The following is a 20,180-nucleotide window of genomic DNA, read 5'->3' as shown; positions in this document are numbered from 1 at the left end:
CGTATTGCCGATTCGGTTCAGCGGCTGATGCGCCGGGCGCGAAAGCTGCGCCCCTTGATTCGGCCGTTCACCAGACGCTCCAGGGCCTGGTCGGCCACCTCGCGCCGCACGGCCACGTAGGCACTGTTGGCCAGCACCTTGATCCTGCCCACCTGGTCACCGGCCAGCCCCGCCTCGCCGGTCAGCGCACCGAGGATGTCACCGGGGCGCACCTTCTGCTTCTTGCCGCCACCGATCTGCAGGGTCGCCATGGGGGCCACCAGGGGCTCCCGGGAGAGCACCGAGCGCGGCGGCAGGCTGGCCTCATCGAGGGGCTCGCCGAGGAAGTCGGTGAGGCGCGCCAGCCGGTACTCCTCGCCCTGGCCGACCAGGGTGCAGGCGATCCCCGCGCTGCCGGCCCGACCGGTGCGCCCGACGCGGTGCACGTGCACCTCCAGGTCCCGGGCGATGTGGTAGTTGAACACCGCATCCAGTTCGGCGATGTCGAGTCCGCGGGCGGCCACGTCGGTGGCCACCAGGATCGAGGCGCTGCGGTTGGCGAAGAGTACCAGCAGCCGGTCGCGGTCGGGCTGCTCCAGGTCGCCGTGCAGCGCCAGGGCGCTGAAGCCCGCCGCATTCAGCGCCTGGGCCACCTCGTCGGTCTCGCGCTTGGTATTGCAGAACACCACGCTTGCGGCCGGGCGCAGGTGCAGCAGCAGCCGGCACAGCCCCTCCAGGCGCGCTTCGTCGCCGTCGGCGACCCGGTAGACCCGCTCGTGGATGCTGCTGGCGTCATGGGTCTCGGCCACCTCCACCGTCACCGGGTCGCGCATCAGCGCCGCGGCCACGGGGCGTACGGTGTCGGAGAAGGTGGCGCTGAACAGCAGCGTCTGACGGCGGGCAGGGGTCTCGGCGACGATCGCCTCCAGGCTCGCCTGGAAGCCCATGTCGAGCATGCGGTCGGCCTCGTCCAGCACCAGGGTCGCGAGTCCGTCAAGCGCAAGCGAGCCCTTGCGCAGATGCTCCTCCACCCGGCCCGGGGTACCCACCACGATATGTGCACCGTGCTCCAGCGAGGCCAGCTGCGGCCCGAAGGGAGCGCCGCCGCACAGGGTCAGCACCTTGACGTTGGGCAGGCTGCGCGCCAGCCGGCGCAGCTCGCCGGCCACCTGGTCGGCCAGCTCCCGCGTCGGGCAGAGCACCAGCCCCTGCACACGGAAGCTCGAGAGCTCAAGCCGCGAGAGCAGCCCCAGGCCGAAGGCGGCGGTCTTGCCGGAGCCGGTCTTCGCCTGGGCGATCACGTCGCGGCCGGCCAGGATCGGCGGCAGGCTCTCGGCCTGGATCGGCGTCATGGCGGTGAAGCCCAGCGAGGCGAGGTTATCGAGCAGCTCCGGCGCCAGCGGCAGCGCGGCGAAGGAGGCGTCGGAAGGGGTATCGGACAAGGGAACATCCTGCAGAAAGGGGCAGCCAGGGACAGCGGGCGAGCCAGGGTCGTAAGCGAGCGACGGCGAGGGCCGAGCGGCATGCGTCGGAAGTGGGGGAGATGGATGGCCTGCAGGATAACAGAAAGCCGGCGGCCACGCTGCGCCGTTGTGGGAGCACGCTATGGCGGCGTGGGAGCCCGATTTATCGGCGATCGCGGTGGTACAAGGGCGAAGGGCGCTACGGTAACTGCGATAGCCCTGGCCAGGATCTGGGTTCCCACAAGGAGGAGTAGCAGCTCTGCTATGATGGAGCACTCCAGTGCCTAGTGCTTAATGCCCAATGCCCCGAGCGCTTCGGGGCCCAGACAAGTTGCCGCGCCATGCCAAAGCCAGTCGATGAGACCTCATCTCCCACGCCACAGCGTCGCAAGGCCACACCCAACCCGCCCTTCACGACCCCCCGTGCCAGCGGAGAGTTACGCGCCAATCTCACCTCGATCCGCGATACCTTCAGCAACCGCCACCATTCGCTGGACTTCGCCTACTCCCACGCCCACTACCTGCGCAACCGGGTGCTGGCCGTGGGCGTTATCTTCCTGCTGCTCTCCCCGCTGTGGGCCCTGGTGGATGCGGTGATGCTGCCGCGCGAACTGCTCGACACCACCCTGATGGGCCGCGGCCTGCTGCTGGCGGGACTGGCCTGCGTGATACTGCTGGCCAAGCTCAGCCGCGAGCGTATCGGGCGCATTCGCCTGAGTGCCGGCCTGTTGCTGGCGCTGCCGGCGGCCTTCTATGCGCTGGTCCTGATCCTGCTGCCCGACGACGAGGTCGTGCGCCTGGCAGGCTACGCCTTTATCCCCTTCCTGCTGGTGGCCGCGCTTAGCATCTTTCCCTTCACCATCGTCGAGTCGCTTGCCGCCGGTATCGCCATGCTCTGGCTGCTCGCCTTCGCCCAGATGGTCGACGGCAGTTGGCTGACTGCGCAGGGGCTCGAAGGCATGTGGCTGCTCGCCAGCCTGCTGGTGGTATCCATGGCGGCCAACCATTTCCAGCTGAGCCTGCTCATGCGGGTCTACCGCCAGGCCACCCATGACCCGCTGACCGGACTGCTCAACCGCGGCGCCCTGTCGCTGCACCTGGAGAAGCTCCAGGCCTGGCGCCACGGCGAGTACTCAGAGCACAGCACGCCGGAGTGCGCGGTGCTGATGATGGATATCGACCACTTCAAGAAGATCAACGACACCCACGGCCACTCCGTGGGCGACATGGTGCTGGCCGAATTCGCCAGAGTGCTGACTCAGCAGACCCGCCCCGAGGACTGCGTGGCCCGCTACGGCGGCGAAGAGTTCGTGGTGCTGCTGTTCAATGCCGACCGCGCCCGGGCCCACGACGTAGCAGAGCGCATTCGCCAGGCCGTCGAGCAGCACCACTTCCCGGACCATAATCATCAGCGCGTGCCGGTCACCACCAGCGTCGGTGTGGCAGGCCTGCAAGATGATGAAGCACCACAGCAGGCCCTGGAGCGCGCCGATGCCGCCCTCTATCGCGCCAAGGAGGCGGGTCGCAACCGGGTCATGGCGGCAGGTTGAGCCGACACGACTGCGGGCCTGCGTCAAGACGCCGCCGTTGTGGCCCCATCGCCCCTCCCTACCCTGTGTCATAGTGAAGGAACAGAGTGAAGCAACTGATTCCTGAGCAAGGAGAGCCCGATGCAGCAACGTGAGGTCGACATCGCGATCATCGGCGCCGGCAGTGCCGGCCTGAGCGCCTGGCACGCCGCCAGCAAGCACAGCGACCGCGTGGTCCTGATCGAGGGTGGTGAGTACGGCACCACCTGCGCCCGGGTGGGCTGCATGCCCTCCAAGCTGCTGATCGCCGCCGCCGAGGCAGCCCACCAGGCCCGTGACGCCGGCGGCTTCGGCATCAAGGTGATCGGCGTCGAGGTGGACGGCCGCGCGGTGATGGCGCGGCTCAAGCAGGAGCGCGACGGTTTCGTGGGGCGGGTGTTCAAGTCGATGCAGCGCATCCCCGAGGCCAACCGCCTGCAGGGCCACGCCCGCTTCGAGGACCCCCACACCCTGAGGGTGGGCGAGCACACCCGGGTCAAGGCCCGCAATATCGTCATCGCCACCGGCTCGCGCTCCACCTGGCCGAAGATGTTCGACGCAGCCGGCGACCGACTGATCATCAACGACGACGTCTTCGAGTGGGACGACCTGCCCGAGTCCATCGCGGTATTCGGCCCCGGCGTGATCGGCCTGGAGCTGGGCCAGGCACTGCACCGCCTGGGAGTGCGCCTGCGGGTGTTCGGCGTGGGTGGCGCCCTGGGCCCGTTCCGCGATGCCAAGGTGCGCGAGGCGGCCGACGCCACCTTCAACGAGGAGTTCTACGTCGACCCCGACGCCCGGGTGGAGAAGATCGAGCGCGACGGCGACGCCGTGGTGATCAGCTTCATCGAGCGCCAAAGCGGCGAGACCTTGACCGAGCGCTTCGACTACCTGCTGGCCGCCACCGGCCGGCGCCCCAACGTCGACCGCCTGGACCTGGAGAACGCCAACTTGGCACTCGACGACAAGGGCGTGCCGCACTTCAACCGCTTCACCCTGCAGTGCCGCAACACCGATGACGGCCCCAGCCATGTATTTATCGCCGGTGACGCCAACCAGGAGCTGCCGCTGCTCCACGAGGCCAACAGCGAGGGGCGCATCGCCGGCGACAATGCCGGGCGCTTCCCTGAACTGCGCGCCGGCCGGCGCAACGTGCCCCTGGCCATCGTCTTCAGCGAGCCGCAGATGGCCACCGTGGGCGAGGGCTATGCCGAGCTCGAGAAGCGCCTGGGGGGCTGCGACTGCCTGGCCGTGGGCGAGGCCTCCTTCGCCGACCAGGGCCGCGCCGTGGTGATGCGCCAGAACCGCGGCCTGATGCGCCTCTACGCCGAGCACGGCTCCGGACAGTTCCTCGGCGCCGAACTGTTCGGCCCGCGGGTGGAGCATATGGCGCATCTGCTGGCCTGGGCGCAGGAGCAGAAGCTCAGCATCAGCGAGATGCTGGCCATGCCCTGGTACCACCCGGTGCTGGAGGAGGGACTGCGCGGCGCCCTGCACGACCTCAATGCGAACCTGCAGCTCGGCCCGGCGATCACCGAGCGCTGCATGGAGTGCGGCCCCGGCGACTGACCGCAGCCTCTAATGCGAAAGGCCCGGGGCATCGTCCCGGGCCTTTCAGGTGAAAGCGGACCGGCCTGGGCTCAGCCCAGCGCCGCGCGCAGCTTCTCGGCCGCCGCCGCCAGGTCGGCCGACTCGGCCATCGGCAGGTTCTCCACCTGGATATCGCTCATCGCATCCAGCGGGGTCAGGTGGACATGCACATGGGGCACCTCCAGGCCGACGATCAGCATCCCCACGCGCTGGCAGGGAAAGGCCTGCTTGATCGCCTTGGCCATGCGCCGCGACACCGTCATCAGATGCTGATAGAGCGGCTCGGGCAGGTCATCCCAGTGGTCGACCTCCTCGCGGGGAATCACCAGCACGTGGCCGGGCTTCATCGGCTGGATGGTCATGATGACCACGCACTGGTCATCCTCGTGCACGAAGTGCCCCGGAATCTCGCCCTGCATGATACGGGTAAAGATGCTGGCCATGGTGCCCTCCTGGCGATAGCGGGTAAGTGGAGACTAACGTCGACTGCAGCGACAGCGGTGATCCGGTATGCTGGTTGAGGCAGTACCGCATGACCAAGGAGCAGAATACACGATCGATCATTCAATCCAAGCCAGCACGGAGGTTCACATGAAGGTCTATAAACCTGAATGGCGGTGCACGTTTAGCGTAAACGAAGGCGCGGATGACACGGCCGGCTGGAAGCAGCGGATCGCTTGGCAGCTGCGCGATTTCGCCGACCGGCTGGAAGGTGGCGGCAGGACCCTGAAGATCGACTGCGATGTGGTCCCGGCGGTGAGCCGGGAGGATGTGGATACCTGTCTGGGCAAGGGCTTCGCCGTGACCCAGGGGCTGCTCACCCAGCTCGCTCACCAAGCGGCCTGCGAGGACGTGATGCGTGATGCCAAGGCAGAGCTGTTCGAGGAGGAGGGCGCCTCGCGACACTGAGATCGCCTCCCTCCTGCCACACCCCGGGCTGCCGTTCAGCTCGGGGTGTTTTCGTTCCAGGCCTCAACTCCCCGTTGACAGCGCACGCCGGTGCGGCCTATGCATATAACAAAGGCATTCGCCTTTTCCCGGCGCTACCGGGCTCCACGTTCGCCAAGGATGCTGTCATGGACACCATGCCCAGCCACCCGCTAACGCCATCCGAACTCATCGACCAGCCGCTGCCCAGCCCGCATGTGCCCGCCGCCTGCCTCGGCTTCGATGCGGAACTCGCCCGCCGCCTGGCCCTGGCCAAGGCCCGCCTCGACCGCCTGGAGCACGACCCCGACTCCCGCGACCTGAGCGCCCTGGGGGCGGCACGCATCGAGTTCGCCCAGGCCTCCCGCGCCGTTGCCGACGAGTTGCTGGCCCGCGGCCTGGGCTGATCACCCCGACCGACAGGTGGGAGCCGAGACCCCGGGTGCCGGGATGCGTGGCGGCTGCAGGCATGGCATCCTCGGGGCCTCCATCGCCGCCGGACAGCCTCCATGTCGCTCGCCATCAGCCTGATCGCCCCCTCATCCATCACCGACGATGCCGCCGTGGCGCGCGGCATCCGGGGGCTGGAATCGCTGGGCGTCAAGGTCCACTGCCCCGAACCGCTGCAGCAGCCCTGCCGCTACCTGGCCGGCTCCCGCGAGTGGCGTCTGGCCCAGCTGCATGCCGCCTACGACGACCCCGAGACCCAAGCGGTGTGGGCGATCCGCGGCGGCTACGGTGCCGCCCAGCTGCTCGACGGCATCGACTGGGCGCGGCTTGCCGCCAATCCCAAGCCGCTGGTCGGCTACTCCGACGTCACCGTGCTCCTCGACCACTGGCACCGTCACGACCTGCCGGCCATCCACGGCCCGGTGGTCAAGGCTGCCGGCGGGCTGCTCGACGCCCATGACGAGAGCGAGGAGTACGGCGTACTTCGGCGCCAGCTCCGCGAGACCCTGGCACTGATCGACGGCCCCGCCACCCTCGACTATCCCACCATCTATCCCACCACCTATCCCATTGCCGCCTGGGGCGAGGCGCCGGACACGCTCACAGGCCCCCTGGTCGGCGGCAACCTCACCACCCTGGCCAGCCTGGTGGGCACTCCCGTCGCCTTCAGAGCCCCGCAGGGGGCCCTGGTGATCCTCGAGGATGTCGGCGAGCCCTGGTATCGCCTGGAGCGTGCGCTCTGGCAGCTGGTGCAGGGCGGCGCCCTGGACCAGGCCGCCGCGGTGTGCCTGGGCACCTTCGAGGGCTGCCCTCCCTGGGGCAACGAACGGCTCGAGGCGATCCTCGCCGAGACCCTGGCACCGCTGGGCCTGCCGCTCTACCACGGCCTGCCTGTCGGCCATGGGCTGCACAACCGCCCCTGGCGCTACGGCGCCATCGGGCATATCGGCCAGGGCCGACTCGCCGTCGAGGCCTGACGCCAGGGCCACCGAAGACCGGCCCGGCCCCCTGCGGGTGAGTCCTTGCATAAGTTTGTCGCGATCTAGCACCCATCGTCGCCCATCTTCGAGATCGCTTGCGTGGCCGCCGGTGAGTGGTTACTATTTGTGCAACGCAGCGGGGGAGCGCCCCGTCCTCATTGCATCGTGCAAGCACACATCGCCATAGCGAGAACCATGAGGTAACACCGATGGGAACCCGATCGCCCCTGTTTCTGGCCTGCTGTCTGGCAGGCCTCCTGACCCTCGGCACTGTGACCACTGCCAGCGCCGAGACTCAGAAGGGATACGCCTCCTACTACGCCGACAAGTTCCAGGGCCGTACCACCGCCAGTGGCGCGCCCTTCGACCAGAATCAGCTCACCGCCGCCCACCGCCACCTGCCCTTCGGCACCGAGGTCGTGGTGACGCGTCCGGACACCGGCCAGGCGGTGAAGGTGGTGATCAATGATCGCGGCCCCTTCGTGAAGGGACGCATCATCGACCTCTCCAAGCGTGCCGCCAAGAAGCTGGGCCTGCTCAACCGCGGCGTGGCCCCGGTGATGATCACCCAGATCAACTGACCCCCGCCATGGCGGGCGGCATTCCCGCACCGCTCGCCAGCTGCAGCGCGATGGCGGCCATCATCACCCCGATGGCGCCATCGATGGCCCGCCACGCCGCCGGCTTCTTCAGCCACGGCGCCAGCGCCGCCCCACCCCAGGCCAGCAGGCTGAACCACAGGATCGATGCCGACCCCGCCCCCGCCAGGAAGGCCGCACTGCTGCTTTGCTGTGCCCCCACTGCCGGAATCAGCAGCAGGGTATCCAGGTAGACCTGGGGATTGAGCAGGGTCACCGCCAGGGTGGCCAGGATCACCCGACGCCGTCCCGGTGTCGCGACCGCCTCGCCATCCAGCCCCTGACGCCCGGTGGCCGCCCGCCACAGTGCCTGGGCGGCCAGCCAGCCAAGAAACACCACCCCGGCCCAACGCATCGCCTCCATGGCCTGGGGCACGGTCAGCAGCAGTGCCGAGACGCCGAGCATGCCCGCGCTGAACAGCAGCAGGTCGCTTACCATGCACAGCCCGGCCGACCACCACTGATGCTGACGACGGATCGCCACCCCCAGCACATAGGCGTTCTGGGCGCCGATCGCCATGATGATCCCGCCGCACACCACCAGCCCGGTCAGGTAACTCTCCAGCATCTCCCTTGCTCCCGTCGCGTGTTCGATGGCGGCCAGCCTAGCCGATTCCGACCATACGCAAAAATTATCCTGTTAATACCTCATCAGTTTTGCTTATGATCATGTTACAAGATCAAGGCACAACAAGGAGACCCTGCGATGCTGGACTACAAGCTGCTGGAGGCACTGACCGCGGTGGTGGAGTGCGGCGGCTTCGAGCGCGCCGGCGAGGCGCTGGGGCTGTCGCAGTCGGCGGTCTCCCAGCGCATCCGCTCGCTGGAGGTGCGCCTGGGCCAGCCGGTGCTGGTGCGCACCCCGGCCCTGGCGCCCACGCCGGTGGGCCGGCGACTGCTCAACCACGCCCGGCGCGTGCAGCTGCTGGAGCGCGACCTGCGCCAGGCGCTGCCAACACTGACGAGCGAGGCCCCGCGACTGCGCATCGCGGTGAACGCCGACAGCCTGGCCACCTGGTGGGCCCAGGCCATCGGCCCACTGTGTCGGGAGGAAGGCGTGGTACTCGACCTGGTAGTGGAGGACCAGGACGTCGGCCTGCGCCGACTGCGCGACGGTGACGTGGCCGCCTGCCTATGTGCCAGCCCTCAGCCCGTTGCCGGCGCCCGCGCCCTGCCGCTGGGTCGCATGAGCTACCTGCCCCTGGCCACGCCCGCCTATCGCGAACGCCACTTTCCGGAGGGCCTCATGGAGGAAGCCTTGCGGCGCGCCCCGGCCATCGTCTTCGGGCCCCACGACCAGCTCCAGCACCGCTTTCTGGCCAGCTGCGGCTACCACGGCCCCTTCCCCTACCACCTCTGCCCCGCCTCCGAGGGCTTCGTCAGGCTGGCCCTGGCCGGCATGGGCTACGGCATGATCCCGCGGATGCAGGTGGAGAGGCAGCTGGAGCAAGGCGAGCTGGTCAGCATCGCCCCGGGGCAGGCACTGGAGGTCCCGCTCTACTGGCACAGCTGGCGCCACAGCGGGAAGCTGATCGAGCAGCTGACCGACGCCCTGGGCGCGGTCAGCCTTACCTGAAGAGACTCGCGACTACTGGTCGGTGCCGATCTTGTCCTGGGTCTGCGTCTTGAAGTCGCTGGCAGAGTGCCGCTCATGGAGCTGTATCTCCGGCTCGCCGAAAGTGCGGTTGACCATGCGGCCGCGCTGCACCGCCGGGCGGGCATCGATCTCCCTGGCCCAGCGCTGCACGTGGCTGTACTCATGCACCTGCAGGAACTCGCCGGCGTCGTAGAGCCGCCCCAGTACCAGCTGGCCGTACCAGGGCCAGTTGGCGATATCGGCGATGGTGTAGTCGTCGCCGGCCAGGTAGCGGTTGTCGGCCAGATGGCGATCCAGCACATCGAGCTGGCGCTTTGTCTCCATGGCGTAGCGGTCGATGGGGTACTCGAGCTTCTCCGGCGCATAGGCGTAGAAGTGGCCGAAGCCGCCACCCACGAAGGGCACACTGCCCATCTGCCAGAACAGCCAGTTGAGGGTCTCGGTGCGGGTGGCGTGATCGGCCGGCAAGAACTCGCCGAACTTCTCCGCCAGGTAGAGCAGGATGGCGCCGGACTCGAACACCCGGGTCGGCGGCTGGGTGGAGTGGTCCATCAGTGCCGGGATCTTGGAGTTGGGGTTCGCTTCGACGAAGCCACTGCCGAACTGGTCGCCCTCGCCGATGCGGATCAGCCAGGCATCGTACTCGGCATCCCTGTGGCCCAGCGCCAGCAGCTCCTCGAACATCGCCGTGACCTTGACCCCGTTGGGCGTACCCATCGAGTAGAGCTGGAAGGGGTGCTCACCCACCGGCAGGGGCTTCTCGTGGGTGGCCCCGGCCACCGGGCGGTTGATACTGGCGAAGGCGCCGCCGCTCGGCTGCTCCCATTTCCACACCTTCGGCGGCACATACTGGTTCTGGTCGCTCATGCTGACTCCTGGTTGCGAAGCCGCCCCGGCTATCGGCGGCGGCGTGTGAGGCTCCGACAAACGATAGCGGGTTGAGGTTTCGGATTCGAGCCAGCGACAGTGTTGGAGGAGTCGGCAACCTACGTTGTTCACGCATATGCGTGGCGGAGAGCACCTACATCAGGTGTAGGAAAAAACGGACAAACGGCCCCGGCGGCTTGGCTACGGTGAAAGAACCACTTCACCAACTTCGCACCAAAGCAAGGAGACATCTCCGGGAGGGCCCCATGCGCCTCGCAACCCCACCCCGCCGCGGCCCCCGCCGCACTCACGCCGGCCTGACGCTGATCGAGCTGATTGTGGCCATTGCCGTGTTGGCGATAGTGACCACGGTCGGTTTACCCAACTACCAGCGCTTCAGTGCCCGCAACGAGGTGGCTGCCGAGGTGTTGAGGCTAAAAACAGCCTTGGCCAAGGCCCGCAGCGTTGCGATAACTCGCCGCACCCAGGTCACCCTGTGCCCAACTTCAACACTATCAGAGTGTGATGTAGCAGGCGGATGGGGCAACACGCTGGCCATCTTTGTCGGCAATGGCAGTACAGGTGATGCCGAACTGCTGCGCACCTTTGGCGACAGCAGAGTCGATAGCCTGTCCTATCGAAATGACAACCTGCCAGTACGCTACGGAGCCCTGGGGAGGGCCGGCGGGCATTTCGGCACTTTCAGGATCTGTGGAAAGTTCGAGGAGGGAGCCAGGGTCATTGTCAACATCATGGGGCGCGTGCGTGTCGAGCCTGAACGCCCAACCTGCTAGACTATGCTGATACGAGCGTTGGATGCGCGCCTACATGAAAAGGACGATTTCCCCCATGCTTGGGAAGTTATTCGGCAGGCAACCTATCTGGGTCTGGTCCATCAAGCAGGCCGATGAAGAACTACTGCACCTGGTTGGCAGGGGCACCCTCGAATCTGACATGAAACCGAAGAAGCTTCGGGCTCAGCTGCTGGCTGGCCAGTACCGCGGCGGTATCCGCATTGGGGATACCGGCATGGTAATCAATAGCCGCCTGCTTGAGGCTATCGTTCCCGAAGAGGAGTTCTGGCTGGATGACACGCAGAATGCCGCGTTATGGCAAGGCAAACGCTGGCGGCTGGCCTGGGTGCCCCAACGCAGCTGGTATTACGAGGGGCGCCTGGTGGCGGAGAGAAACCCGACTTCGGACTCCCCGGCGCTGATCAGTACAGAAGATGTCTCGCGCATCGGCCAGCAGATCAACCGCGACGGCGCACCGCCGGGGGAGGTCGTGTTCCGGCCCGTCAATGCCCTGGAAGACCCGCTGCAGGACACCCAGGCGGCGATCAAGGAGGTGCGGGAACGGCGCAAGCGCTCCCGGAAGGGCTGGCGGGAAGATGGCTCCTGGGGGCCACTGGGCGAGCCGCCGGAGAAGTAAAGATTTGGATACGGCCAGGCGGGAAGAAGTTGTCCGCGTTGTCCGTCAGTGAAGCACATTGCCCCATGGGGTAACCTTGATCATCGAGCCGCAGCACCACACTTCGGCATGTTGCGTTTCGCCCCGTCGACCGGCATGTCACCGTGCCCCTCGACCTCGCCTCGACACGCTGCATGCTCACGCTTTCATCGACATGGACATCACCCGCCCCACATGATGCGCACTCTCTTCAAGAAGACACCGATCAAGGCCTGGGTCATCAAGCAGGTCGACGACGACGGGATATTGCACCTATGCGGTCAGGGAGTGCTGGCATCGGACGAAAAGCCCAGGCGAGTGAAAAAAGGTTCATCGCACTTTGCCGGGAAACGCGGCACGGATCTTCAGGAAGAAATACGCCGTGTCGCGGTACCCATAGGCCATCCGCTTGATGACCTTGATTCGATTGTTCATGCCCTCCAGCACACTGGTATTTAGCCGGTGCCGGGCACTGGACAGGATCCCCTGCAGATAGGGAGCCAACCGCTTGGCAAAGCGCGCCAGGGCCTCAATGCCGCTGCTGGTGGCCATGTCGTACCACTCCTGCCAGACGTTTCGGGCGGTGGCCTCGTCGTCGGCAAACCACAGGGTCTTCAGCTGGTCTTTGAGCAGGTACGCCGTGGTCAGTGACGCGTTGGCCGCCAGCAGCTCCTCCAGCTTCACTGCCTGCTCGGGCTTGAGGTTGTCGGCATTGCGCAGCAGCAGCCAGCGGCTGCCCTTGATCACCTTACGAGCGGCCTTGTCATCGCGTAGCTGGTTGGCTTGGTCGACGCGCACCCGGTCCATCACCTCGCGGCCGTACTTGGCCACCACATGGAAGCGGTCGTAAACCACCTCGGCGTTGGGGCACTGGTCCTTCACCTCGAGATCGAAGGCCGAATTCATGTCCATGGCGACCGCCTCGATTTGCTCCCGCGCCTCGCCCAGCCACTCGAAGAACGGGCGGATCGCCTCTCGGGAGCGGCCTTCGCCAACCCACACTACTTGCTGTGTGTCGGCGCAGGCGATCACCGTGGCGTAGCGATGCCCCTTGTGCAGGGCGAACTCGTCCATCATCAGGCGCCGTAACCGCGTCGGCTCCGGTGCCGGCAGGTCGCGCTGCAGGCGCTGCTTGTCGATGGCCTTGACGGTATGCCAGTGCAAGCCGACCAGGTCGGCGACATGCCGAATCGGCAGCAACGTGACCAAGCGCTCCACCCACTGGCGCAACGTGGTGGTGACCGGCGAGCGCCCCGGCAAGGCAACCAGTCGATGCGCTCCCGTGTCGGGCCACAGACGGGGCAGCGCAGACGGCGTACCGGGACGTCGAGCTCCACTCGGTAGATCAGCAGCGGTGCCTCACGGACGCGCCGACGATGCACGTCATGCACCAGGAAGCAGGCATGATCGCAGCCACTGCAGACCGGCGGGATTCGGTCATCGGGCTCCAGCTCGAGCCGCAGCGTCTGAGGATCCAGGAACTCGTGGTGGGTGACGGTGAAACCTTTCCAGAACAGGCAGAGCGGGGTAGCATCCATAGCAACGGCGGTGTCCGTAGGCTGGGCGTTTTGGCGAACATCAGCTTACTTGGATTTACCGCCGTTTCTCTATCCTGCCTTCTCCTAAGACCACTTCGCTTTCACGCCAGTCTGCGATGAACCTGAAAAAAGCGCTTGAGGCCGGTCGGTATGAGGGCGGGGTGCGCATGGGCGATACCGGCATCGTGCTCAACACCCGGCGCCTTACCGCCGTGGTGCCGCTTCATCACCTCAGGCTGGTAGAGGATGGCCGAGTCGCGGAGTGGCAAGGGCGGAGCTGGACCGTTGCCCAGGTACCGCAGCGCTGCTGGGACTACGACGGCCGCCTGGTCGCTCAGAACAACCCGACGTCGGGCTCCCCGGCGCTGATCAGCACGGAAGATGTCTCGCGCATCCGCCAGCACATCAACCGCGACGGCGCCCCACCGGCCGAGGTGGTCTTTCGCCCCGTCAATGCCCTGGAGGACCCGCTGCAAGACACCCGGGCAGCGATAGAGGACGTGCAGGAACGGCGCAAACGAAGCCGCAAGGGCTGGTGGGAGGATGGAACTTGGGGACCGCTGGATGAGACTTCTGGCACGTAACCTCTTGTGCGCGCACACCAGATGTGGGGTTGAGTCAGAAAAATTCACAATCTGGTTACATTTTCCTAGAAAACCCTTTTCCTCTTAGCCATAATGACAGAACGTGAGCTGAAATATGTGACAAATTGTATGAAAAACAGCGATTTAAAGAATAAAGCACTATATAGGCATAAGGGTTTTACTCTGATAGAGCTCATGATCGCCGTCGCTGTCATAGGGATCCTTGCCTCAATTGCCTATCCCAGCTACCAACGCTATGTACAAGACGCTCGTCGCACGGAGGCTAAGTCGGCCCTTCTAGACGTTGCCGGCGCCATGGAACGATGCCGCAGTGCAAACTTTACCTACACTAACTGTACCTCAGCCGAAGAGGTTCTTAATGCGCGCAACGCTGAGCTTGACTTTTATACTGTGGCGATAGACACCGATGCGATAACGAGAAATGCATTTGCATTGACCGCCACTCCCGATTCGGGAAGCGCTCAGTCAAGTGACAGGTGCGGCACATTAACGATCGACGCGACTGGCAACCGGGGTGCCGACGATGATAACTGCTGGTAGCGATAGTAAATGAGGCGGGTCAGTGGCTTTACGCTGATCGAACTCCTGGTGACGGTGGCAGTTCTTGCAATACTGGCCACCGTAGCCGTGCCTGGATTTCAGTCACTGGTAGCGAGCAACCGTATCGTAGCAGACACTAACACCTTGATTTCAGGCCTTCATCTTGCCCGCAGTGAAGCCGTAAAGCGCAGAGCTCCGGTACGATTCAACCCCGAGACCGAGCAACCTTGGGGATTTAGCATAGTGGATAACGATGGCCAAGTGATCAGCCAGCACCGCTACGACCATGGAGCGACCCAGCTCAGTGCATCGGCAGCATCTATTGAGTTCAATGCCTTGGGCCGCGCGCCAGGCTGTGAAGCAAGGGAGTGCTCGGTAACTCTTACCCCCAGCAATGACTCGGTCAGGGGCAAGCGCCTTAGCGTCGAAAGCTCAGGAAGAGTGACGAATGAAGACGCCTCCAAACAGGATGACTATGACGAGCCAGGGGAGTGAGCGCCATGAAACATGACCAATATCAGAACGGCGTAACTCTCATAGAAGTCCTGGTAGCGCTCACCATTCTGAGTATCGGGCTACTGGCGGTGGCCATGATGCAGCTCAGGGGCCTGGAAAACGCCAGCGCGGGCTACCTGCGCAGCCAGGCGGTAATACTGGCCAACGACATGGCGGATCGGCTTCGCTCTGCCGAGGTAAATGAAGACGCAGACGACTATGTGTTTTCCATGCCCGACAATTCTTTTGAGTGTGAGAACATCAGCTTGGCTGGCACATTTACAACGGAAAACGACCTGGCCGAATGGCAGAACTTGATTGGCTGCCGGCTGCCAGCCGGTATCGCCTCCATCGCCGAAAGCGATGGCGTCTACACCATTCGCATCGAGTGGTCATCGATGGAAGAGGTCGATGCAGACGATGATACGCTGGAACGTGTCGAGATTGCGGTGGCACCATGAGGCACTCCTTACGAACTGCCGGCCCGCGGCAACAACGAGGTGTCAGCCTGATCGAGCTGATGATAGCCATGATCATTGGGCTCGTGGTGACAGGCGCACTGCTTGCCATGTTCGGCGGCATGCAGCGCAACTATCGCCTAGCCGAAGCGTCTTCAACCCTGCAAGAAGATGCCCGCTATGCTGCCGAAGTCTTCAGTAGCAGTCTGAGAGCCGCAGGCTACACCGGGTGCGGTGGCGGAGAGGATGGCGAAATATTCCGCGATGACGATGACGACAATATTCAGTCGCTGGCGACTCGACTGGTAAACGGCGAAGTCATTCAGCAAACCGACGACGACAGCTTCTCTTTGTTGAGCCCCAGCAGTGCCTCCTATCGGGTTACCGGCGTCAACTCCGATAGCCTGACCATGGAGTTGGGCAATGACGACCCCCAGCTCAATTGGAGAAATGGAAATGTGGTGCTGGTCAACGACTGCAACAACATGGCCTTGGTCGAGATAGGCGAGGATTTCACTCTGAGTGCAAGCGCAAGCGGTAGCGTGGATGTCAACGCTGAAGGGCTGGATAGCCTAGAGGTTGCCACCAACTCCCCCGCCATCGCAGTGCGCGTGGAGGAGCGGGAATTCCGCTTAGATGGCGACGGTGTGCTGCGTTTTAATGGCTCACCGACCTTTTCAGGCATCGAGTCGATACAACTCCTCTATGGCATTTCGGATGATGCTCAAAGCGTCGATCGATTCGTGCGGCACGGCAGCCTGGGCAACGAGGAAATCCTGGCCGTACGCTTCGAACTGCTTCTGCGCAGCGAAAATGATGTGCTGGCAAGCCCGGGCGAGCAAGCGTACTTCTTCGATGGCGCAATGCGCCAGGCCAACGATCGGAGGCTTAGATATGCCATCGGGGGCACGGTTTGGTTACGAAACCACTAGGGAGACGCCATGTTCGTCCAAGGCATGACTAACTGTCGCCAAACCCAACGAGGAACGGCGCTGGCCATTGCGCTCGTGCTGCTGTTGATCATGTCGCTGCTGGGCGTTTCGATCATGCAGGTAAGCGGGCTACAGGAGCGCATGGCGGGCAACTCTTCCGACCGTGCCAGGGCCTTTCAAGGAGCGGAGGCGGCCTTATCAAGCGCGGAGGGCAGGCTTAGAGATGATGAAGGTTTTTACCTTGACGCAATGGACAGTGTGAACGGTGTTGTTGAGGCCCAGTCCTTGCAAGGGCTGCTATCCGACGAGCCAACTTATACAGCTATGCTGGCAATGCGCCAACGTCTCGTAGATCGTAGGCAGGGGTTGGAAATCGGTAGCGACTTACGTTTTCGATGTATCTTCCAAGTTGATGCAAGATCCAGCGGTGGAACGAATCAGGCTCAGGTGAGGCTCCGCAGCTACTTTCAACCGAGGCCGGAATGCGAGCTTTGATCAACCCCAAATTTCGAGCTATTGAAAGCAGGTGGTCTTAAATGCCAAATATCAAAAAAACGCTACTCTGCAGAAATTTTCAGTTCACACTGACTCAAACCCTTAGCTACTGCATAGTTATTATATTAGGAGTTTTTTTAACCCTCCCGAATAAAGCAAATGCTAATCAGTGCCTGGTAGAACGAACTACCAATGGTGACGTTGGAAGCTTTAGAAACCAGACACAAGTAACGTTTAATGACCTAGAAATCATTACGGAAATAAAAGAGTACATTCCTTGTTCTAGCTTTTTTTGCAGCATATTTACTTCATGCTCAGATAACAGCTTTGGGATATCTGGCAACACCATTCAAATTGCGCAAAATTGCATAGCTGAAATCACAGTTGAAGGCATTGAATCGGGTTGCGAGCTTGATGAAGTATATGAAGACATTGCTATCGCCTCTTCCCCCCTTAACGTCACGACTAGTGCTGCTCCCAATATCCTGCTGCTACTAGACAACTCCAACACCATGGTTGAAAACGTCATGGGCACGGTGGCAGCCGAATGCCAACCGGGACCGAATGCAAGTTGTATAGCGGGTGCTGCCAGCCCGCTCAGCAAATCGGAAATCATTCGTGGCGTTGGCCGCCGGTTGCTGGACAAGTACCTCGGCCAGGTCAACTTGGGGCTAATGGCTTATCAACAGAATCCTGCCGGCACCTCAGGCTGGGACGATAATGTCATTCTAGCTGATATTGTCAATCGCTATTACGATGTCAGTTACGATCCAGAGGACTTTGACCCCAGTTTCTCTGGCTCCCCTTGGGACAGCCAGAAAAAGCGCTTTCAAATTGACAATCCCAGCGACCCAGACGGCGTAATAAATTACAACATTGGAGTTCCTGGGTACACAACTGGATCAGGCGAGGAAGCCTACTTCTGGAACTACGAATCTGGCAGCAGCTATAAGAATGCACCTTTTCGCTTCTACTGCTACCGCAGAAAGACCGGCACATCAAACAACGGATATGGGTATTCTTCTTACTGTGGAAGCACTTCTGGCCTACTTAACGATAGTGCGAGAGCACGCGGCGTCACGAACTGGGGGAAACAGATGGTCGCTCTACCATTTAATACCCAAGAGTGGGTATCAATCTCCTCTCCCGGTCTAGGCTATCTGCACACCCCCATCAAGCCACTCGATGAGGAACAGCGCGAGCGGCTGCAGAAAAAACTAGCGCCACAACATCAGAACTACGCTTCCAACCTGCTGACGGACCCGGACGATCCGGTCATAGCCGCTGGACTGACGCCGCTGGAAGGCACCCTGCTGACAGCCAGAGACTACTTTAAAAACCAGTCTTCCTATTTCGGCACCCGCCAGGGTCGAGGTAACGCCGAATATCCTCTGCCGGAAAGCTGCGGGGTCAATACTCTGATCTGGCTCACCGATGGGATGCCCTCTGTCGACAAGGAGGGCAATGCGCTAGGGGAAGATACCGACACGGCGCTCAATGAGGCTATTGCAGCCGCGGAGGAACTTCACTCAGCAGACGTGGATGCCTATGTCGTGGGTTTCGCCATGCCACCCACCGTTGACCCTAACTCGCTGGAGCGGCTTGCTAGCGCCGGGGGCACCAACAGGGCCTACTTTGCCCAGCAACCCCAGGAGCTGGATGCCGCCTTGGAGCGAATTTTCGACAACATCATCAGCTCCACCCGCGAAACAGCCACCGCCGTGGCAGTCGCAAGCAGCTTCCTTCAGGATGGTTCCCGTGCTTATCTCTCTGCCTTTCGTAGTGAAGACTGGTCGGGTGAACTACAGAGTTATTCTCTGAATTCGGATGCCAGCTACGGCGAGCTCGTCTGGGACGCAGAGGCAAAATTGCGCAGCACTAATCCTGATAATCGGAACATCTTCAGCTCCTCGGATGAGGGTCCAATTTCCTTGGTGTTCGAAAACCTTTCAGAAATTCAGCAAGAGGCACTGGATCGCAACTGGCAGGATCAGCAAGATGACCTAGGAACCGCTCGAATCAACTGGCTGCGTGGCTCTGATCATGACCAGTTACGTAACCGGTCTCATCCTGGTGGGCGGCGCCTCTTAGGTGATATCGTTCACTCCACGCCGATTATAGCGACACAACGGTATCAGGGATACTCCTCGCTACCCGGCGATGAAGGTAATGATTACCTCGGCTTTATCAAGAGTTTGAGCGAACGTCCTGACATGCTTTATGTTGGCGCCAATGATGGAATGCTACATGCCTTTGATACTGAAGACGGAGAAGAACTTTTTGCTTACATGCCGTCAGAACTCTTAGCCCCAGAGCAACCCGGCGGCCCTGCACGAATCAGCGCCCTGATGGAGCCTGACTACAGCCATCGCTTCTTGCTTGATGGTGAAACCACGGTCGGTGATGCATATCTCGAAAACGGTTGGCGGACCATTGCCTTGGGCAGCATGGGGGCAGGCGGTCGCACCGTATTCGCTCTGGATGTGACTGATCCTGAAGGCTTTACTGACAGTGATGTCCTTTGGGAGTTTACTCACGAAGACCTTGGTCGTGGCGTCAGTCGCCCCAGCATCGCTCGCTTGAGTGACGGCACATGGGCCGCGATATTCGGCAATGGCTACAACGCCGGCGACCGAACCGCCAAACTCTTTGTTGTCAACTTAGAGAGCGGCGATCTCATTAACTTGATCGAAACCGAGGAGGTCGGCTCTGATGGCCTTGCAACACCCACTGTTACCGACTGGCCAAACCTCGACCTGAATGCCAGCCGCGCCTATGCCGGCGACCTACAGGGCAACATGTGGCGCTTTGACCTCAGCAGTGAGAATCCCGAGAACTGGAGCGCGAATAAACTTTTTCAGGCCGTGCGCAACGGCACGTCACAGCCCATCACCGCCCGCCCGTTGCTGGCGCCTAACCCCGGGCAGCAAGGCGAGATCGTGGTGATGTTCGGCACTGGCAGTTACTTCCGAGTAGAAGATGCCGTTGGCGGCAGCGCCTCACAGATCCAGTCGCTCTATGCTGTGCACGATACAACCCCCGGGCAATCCGTTGGCGGCCGAGGCCAGCTTGAAGAGCAGACTATTGAATGGGAAGGGAGTGTTTCGGTCACGCTCGATGGTGGCGGCACTCAGAGTTACAATGCCCGTGAAGTCTCGCGTAACATCGTGAATGACAGCCAGCAAGGGTGGTACCTAGATCTCGCCTACAGCACACCCGAGGGAGAGCGCGTTATCAGCACCCCAACTCTTTCAGGTAGCGGAAAAAAAGTCCGCTTCGCCTCCATGCTCCCTAATGATGACCCTTGCCTGCCAGGGCGCGAAGGCTGGCTCAACGTACTAGACATTCACCCAGACGGCAGCAATCCTGCTCCCGTATTCGACCTGAATCGCGATGGATATGTGGACGACCGCGATAATCCCATGAAAGGGGACGACACAATAGTCATTGATTCCGTAGCCTGGGGCGATGGTACTCAGGCCCCCAGTGTCAGCAATGCCGAGGGACAACAGTCGATTCTTTCCAACGACCCAGCAGGAGAACCGCTCGGTATCGTGCCGGACAGAGGATCTATCGGCCGGTTATCTTGGGAAGAGCGTTAAAAAAACT

20 protein-coding genes and 1 pseudogene are annotated in these 20,180 nt (G+C 62.6%); 16 read left to right on the top strand and 5 right to left on the bottom strand.

Translation table 11 applies throughout. From position 1 onward, the window contains the following. Window positions 1-17: 17 nt before the first annotated feature. On the bottom strand, window positions 18-1,421 hold the full coding sequence (gene dbpA / locus GRB96_RS02480; RefSeq protein WP_161430292.1) for an ATP-dependent RNA helicase DbpA: 1,404 nt from the start codon (window positions 1,419-1,421) through the stop codon (window positions 18-20). 362 nt (window positions 1,422-1,783) lie between these two features. Between dbpA and GRB96_RS02475 the strand changes: the two genes are divergently transcribed. Beyond that, complete coding sequence (locus tag GRB96_RS02475) at window positions 1,784-2,992, top strand: GGDEF domain-containing protein (protein WP_161430291.1); 1,209 nt, start codon at window positions 1,784-1,786, stop codon at window positions 2,990-2,992. A gap of 120 nt (window positions 2,993-3,112) precedes the next feature. After that, the gene (locus GRB96_RS02470) at window positions 3,113-4,579 is read left to right on the top strand and encodes a dihydrolipoyl dehydrogenase (RefSeq protein WP_161430290.1); all 1,467 of its coding nucleotides are present in this window, start codon (window positions 3,113-3,115) and stop codon (window positions 4,577-4,579) included. Window positions 4,580-4,650: 71 nt separating this feature from the next. Here GRB96_RS02470 and GRB96_RS02465 read toward each other — a convergent pair whose 3' ends face one another. Then, a complete protein-coding gene (locus GRB96_RS02465) occupies window positions 4,651-5,043 on the bottom strand; it encodes an HIT family protein (protein ID WP_161430289.1) in 393 nt (130 codons plus the stop codon). 148 nt (window positions 5,044-5,191) lie between these two features. Between GRB96_RS02465 and GRB96_RS02460 the strand changes: the two genes are divergently transcribed. The 4 genes from GRB96_RS02460 to GRB96_RS02445 all read left to right on the top strand — a co-directional run bounded on the left by GRB96_RS02460 (window position 5,192) and on the right by GRB96_RS02445 (window position 7,538). Then, window positions 5,192-5,509 carry a hypothetical protein gene (locus GRB96_RS02460; RefSeq protein ID WP_161432969.1) on the top strand — a complete coding sequence of 106 codons (318 nt, stop codon included), beginning with the start codon at window positions 5,192-5,194 and terminating at the stop codon, window positions 5,507-5,509. A gap of 167 nt (window positions 5,510-5,676) precedes the next feature. After that, window positions 5,677-5,934 carry a hypothetical protein gene (locus GRB96_RS02455; RefSeq protein ID WP_161430288.1) on the top strand — a complete coding sequence of 86 codons (258 nt, stop codon included), beginning with the start codon at window positions 5,677-5,679 and terminating at the stop codon, window positions 5,932-5,934. Between the two features lie 102 nt (window positions 5,935-6,036). Then, window positions 6,037-6,954, top strand: coding sequence for a S66 peptidase family protein (locus GRB96_RS02450; protein ID WP_161430287.1), 918 nt, complete (start codon window positions 6,037-6,039; stop codon window positions 6,952-6,954). Between the two features lie 212 nt (window positions 6,955-7,166). Continuing rightward, the gene (locus GRB96_RS02445; protein ID WP_161430286.1) at window positions 7,167-7,538 is read left to right on the top strand and encodes a septal ring lytic transglycosylase RlpA family protein; all 372 of its coding nucleotides are present in this window, start codon (window positions 7,167-7,169) and stop codon (window positions 7,536-7,538) included. Here the strand turns inward: GRB96_RS02445 and GRB96_RS02440 are convergent. After that, window positions 7,531-8,163: a LysE/ArgO family amino acid transporter gene (locus tag GRB96_RS02440; RefSeq protein ID WP_161430285.1), complete on the bottom strand. Its 633-nt coding sequence runs from the start codon at window positions 8,161-8,163 to the stop codon at window positions 7,531-7,533. The two genes, GRB96_RS02445 and GRB96_RS02440, sit on opposite strands and share 8 nt — an antisense overlap. Before the next feature lie 138 nt (window positions 8,164-8,301). Between GRB96_RS02440 and GRB96_RS02435 the strand changes: the two genes are divergently transcribed. Beyond that, window positions 8,302-9,171, top strand: a complete 870-nt coding sequence (locus GRB96_RS02435) for a LysR family transcriptional regulator ArgP (protein WP_161430284.1) — start codon at window positions 8,302-8,304, stop codon at window positions 9,169-9,171. A gap of 12 nt (window positions 9,172-9,183) precedes the next feature. Here the strand turns inward: GRB96_RS02435 and yghU are convergent, their stop codons facing one another. Beyond that, a complete protein-coding gene (gene yghU / locus GRB96_RS02430) occupies window positions 9,184-10,059 on the bottom strand; it encodes a glutathione-dependent disulfide-bond oxidoreductase (RefSeq protein WP_161430283.1) in 876 nt (291 codons plus the stop codon). Window positions 10,060-10,325: 266 nt separating this feature from the next. Here yghU and GRB96_RS02425 point away from each other — a divergent pair, with 266 nt between their 5' ends. Then, window positions 10,326-10,853 carry a GspH/FimT family pseudopilin gene (locus GRB96_RS02425; RefSeq protein WP_161432968.1) on the top strand — a complete coding sequence of 176 codons (528 nt, stop codon included), beginning with the start codon at window positions 10,326-10,328 and terminating at the stop codon, window positions 10,851-10,853. A gap of 160 nt (window positions 10,854-11,013) precedes the next feature. After that, window positions 11,014-11,490, top strand: a complete 477-nt coding sequence (locus GRB96_RS02420) for a hypothetical protein (protein WP_205743469.1) — start codon at window positions 11,014-11,016, stop codon at window positions 11,488-11,490. A gap of 348 nt (window positions 11,491-11,838) precedes the next feature. Here GRB96_RS02420 and GRB96_RS02415 read toward each other — a convergent pair. Beyond that, window positions 11,839-13,046, bottom strand: a pseudogene (locus GRB96_RS02415) (ISL3 family transposase). Window positions 13,047-13,162: 116 nt separating this feature from the next. Between GRB96_RS02415 and GRB96_RS02410 the strand changes: the two are divergent. The 7 genes from GRB96_RS02410 (at window position 13,163) to GRB96_RS02380 (ending at window position 20,173) form a co-directional block, all read left to right on the top strand. Further along, complete coding sequence (locus tag GRB96_RS02410) at window positions 13,163-13,630, top strand: hypothetical protein (RefSeq protein WP_161430281.1); 468 nt, start codon at window positions 13,163-13,165, stop codon at window positions 13,628-13,630. 93 nt (window positions 13,631-13,723) lie between these two features. Next, the gene (locus GRB96_RS15625) at window positions 13,724-14,191 is read left to right on the top strand and encodes a type IV pilin protein (protein WP_338073999.1); all 468 of its coding nucleotides are present in this window, start codon (window positions 13,724-13,726) and stop codon (window positions 14,189-14,191) included. 9 nt (window positions 14,192-14,200) lie between these two features. Next, the gene (locus tag GRB96_RS02400; RefSeq protein ID WP_161430279.1) at window positions 14,201-14,686 is read left to right on the top strand and encodes a GspH/FimT family pseudopilin; all 486 of its coding nucleotides are present in this window, start codon (window positions 14,201-14,203) and stop codon (window positions 14,684-14,686) included. A gap of 5 nt (window positions 14,687-14,691) precedes the next feature. After that, on the top strand, window positions 14,692-15,147 hold the full coding sequence (gene pilV, locus GRB96_RS02395; protein WP_161430278.1) for a type IV pilus modification protein PilV: 456 nt from the start codon (window positions 14,692-14,694) through the stop codon (window positions 15,145-15,147). Then, complete coding sequence (locus GRB96_RS02390) at window positions 15,144-16,076, top strand: PilW family protein (RefSeq protein ID WP_161432967.1); 933 nt, start codon at window positions 15,144-15,146, stop codon at window positions 16,074-16,076. Before pilV ends, GRB96_RS02390 begins: the two co-directional genes overlap by 4 nt. Before the next feature lie 9 nt (window positions 16,077-16,085). Beyond that, complete coding sequence (locus GRB96_RS02385) at window positions 16,086-16,571, top strand: pilus assembly PilX family protein (RefSeq protein WP_161430277.1); 486 nt, start codon at window positions 16,086-16,088, stop codon at window positions 16,569-16,571. A 41-nt stretch (window positions 16,572-16,612) separates the two neighbouring features. After that, window positions 16,613-20,173: a pilus assembly protein gene (locus GRB96_RS02380; RefSeq protein WP_161430276.1), complete on the top strand. Its 3,561-nt coding sequence runs from the start codon at window positions 16,613-16,615 to the stop codon at window positions 20,171-20,173. The last annotated feature ends 7 nt before the right edge of the window (window positions 20,174-20,180 follow it).

The sequence above is a fragment of the Halomonas alimentaria genome (genome assembly GCF_009902005.1).
In the GTDB taxonomy this organism is placed as follows: Bacteria; Pseudomonadota; Gammaproteobacteria; order Pseudomonadales; family Halomonadaceae; genus Halomonas; species Halomonas alimentaria.
The sequence above is the reverse complement of the archived record's forward strand: the minus strand, read 5'-3'. Positions and strand labels throughout refer to the sequence as shown.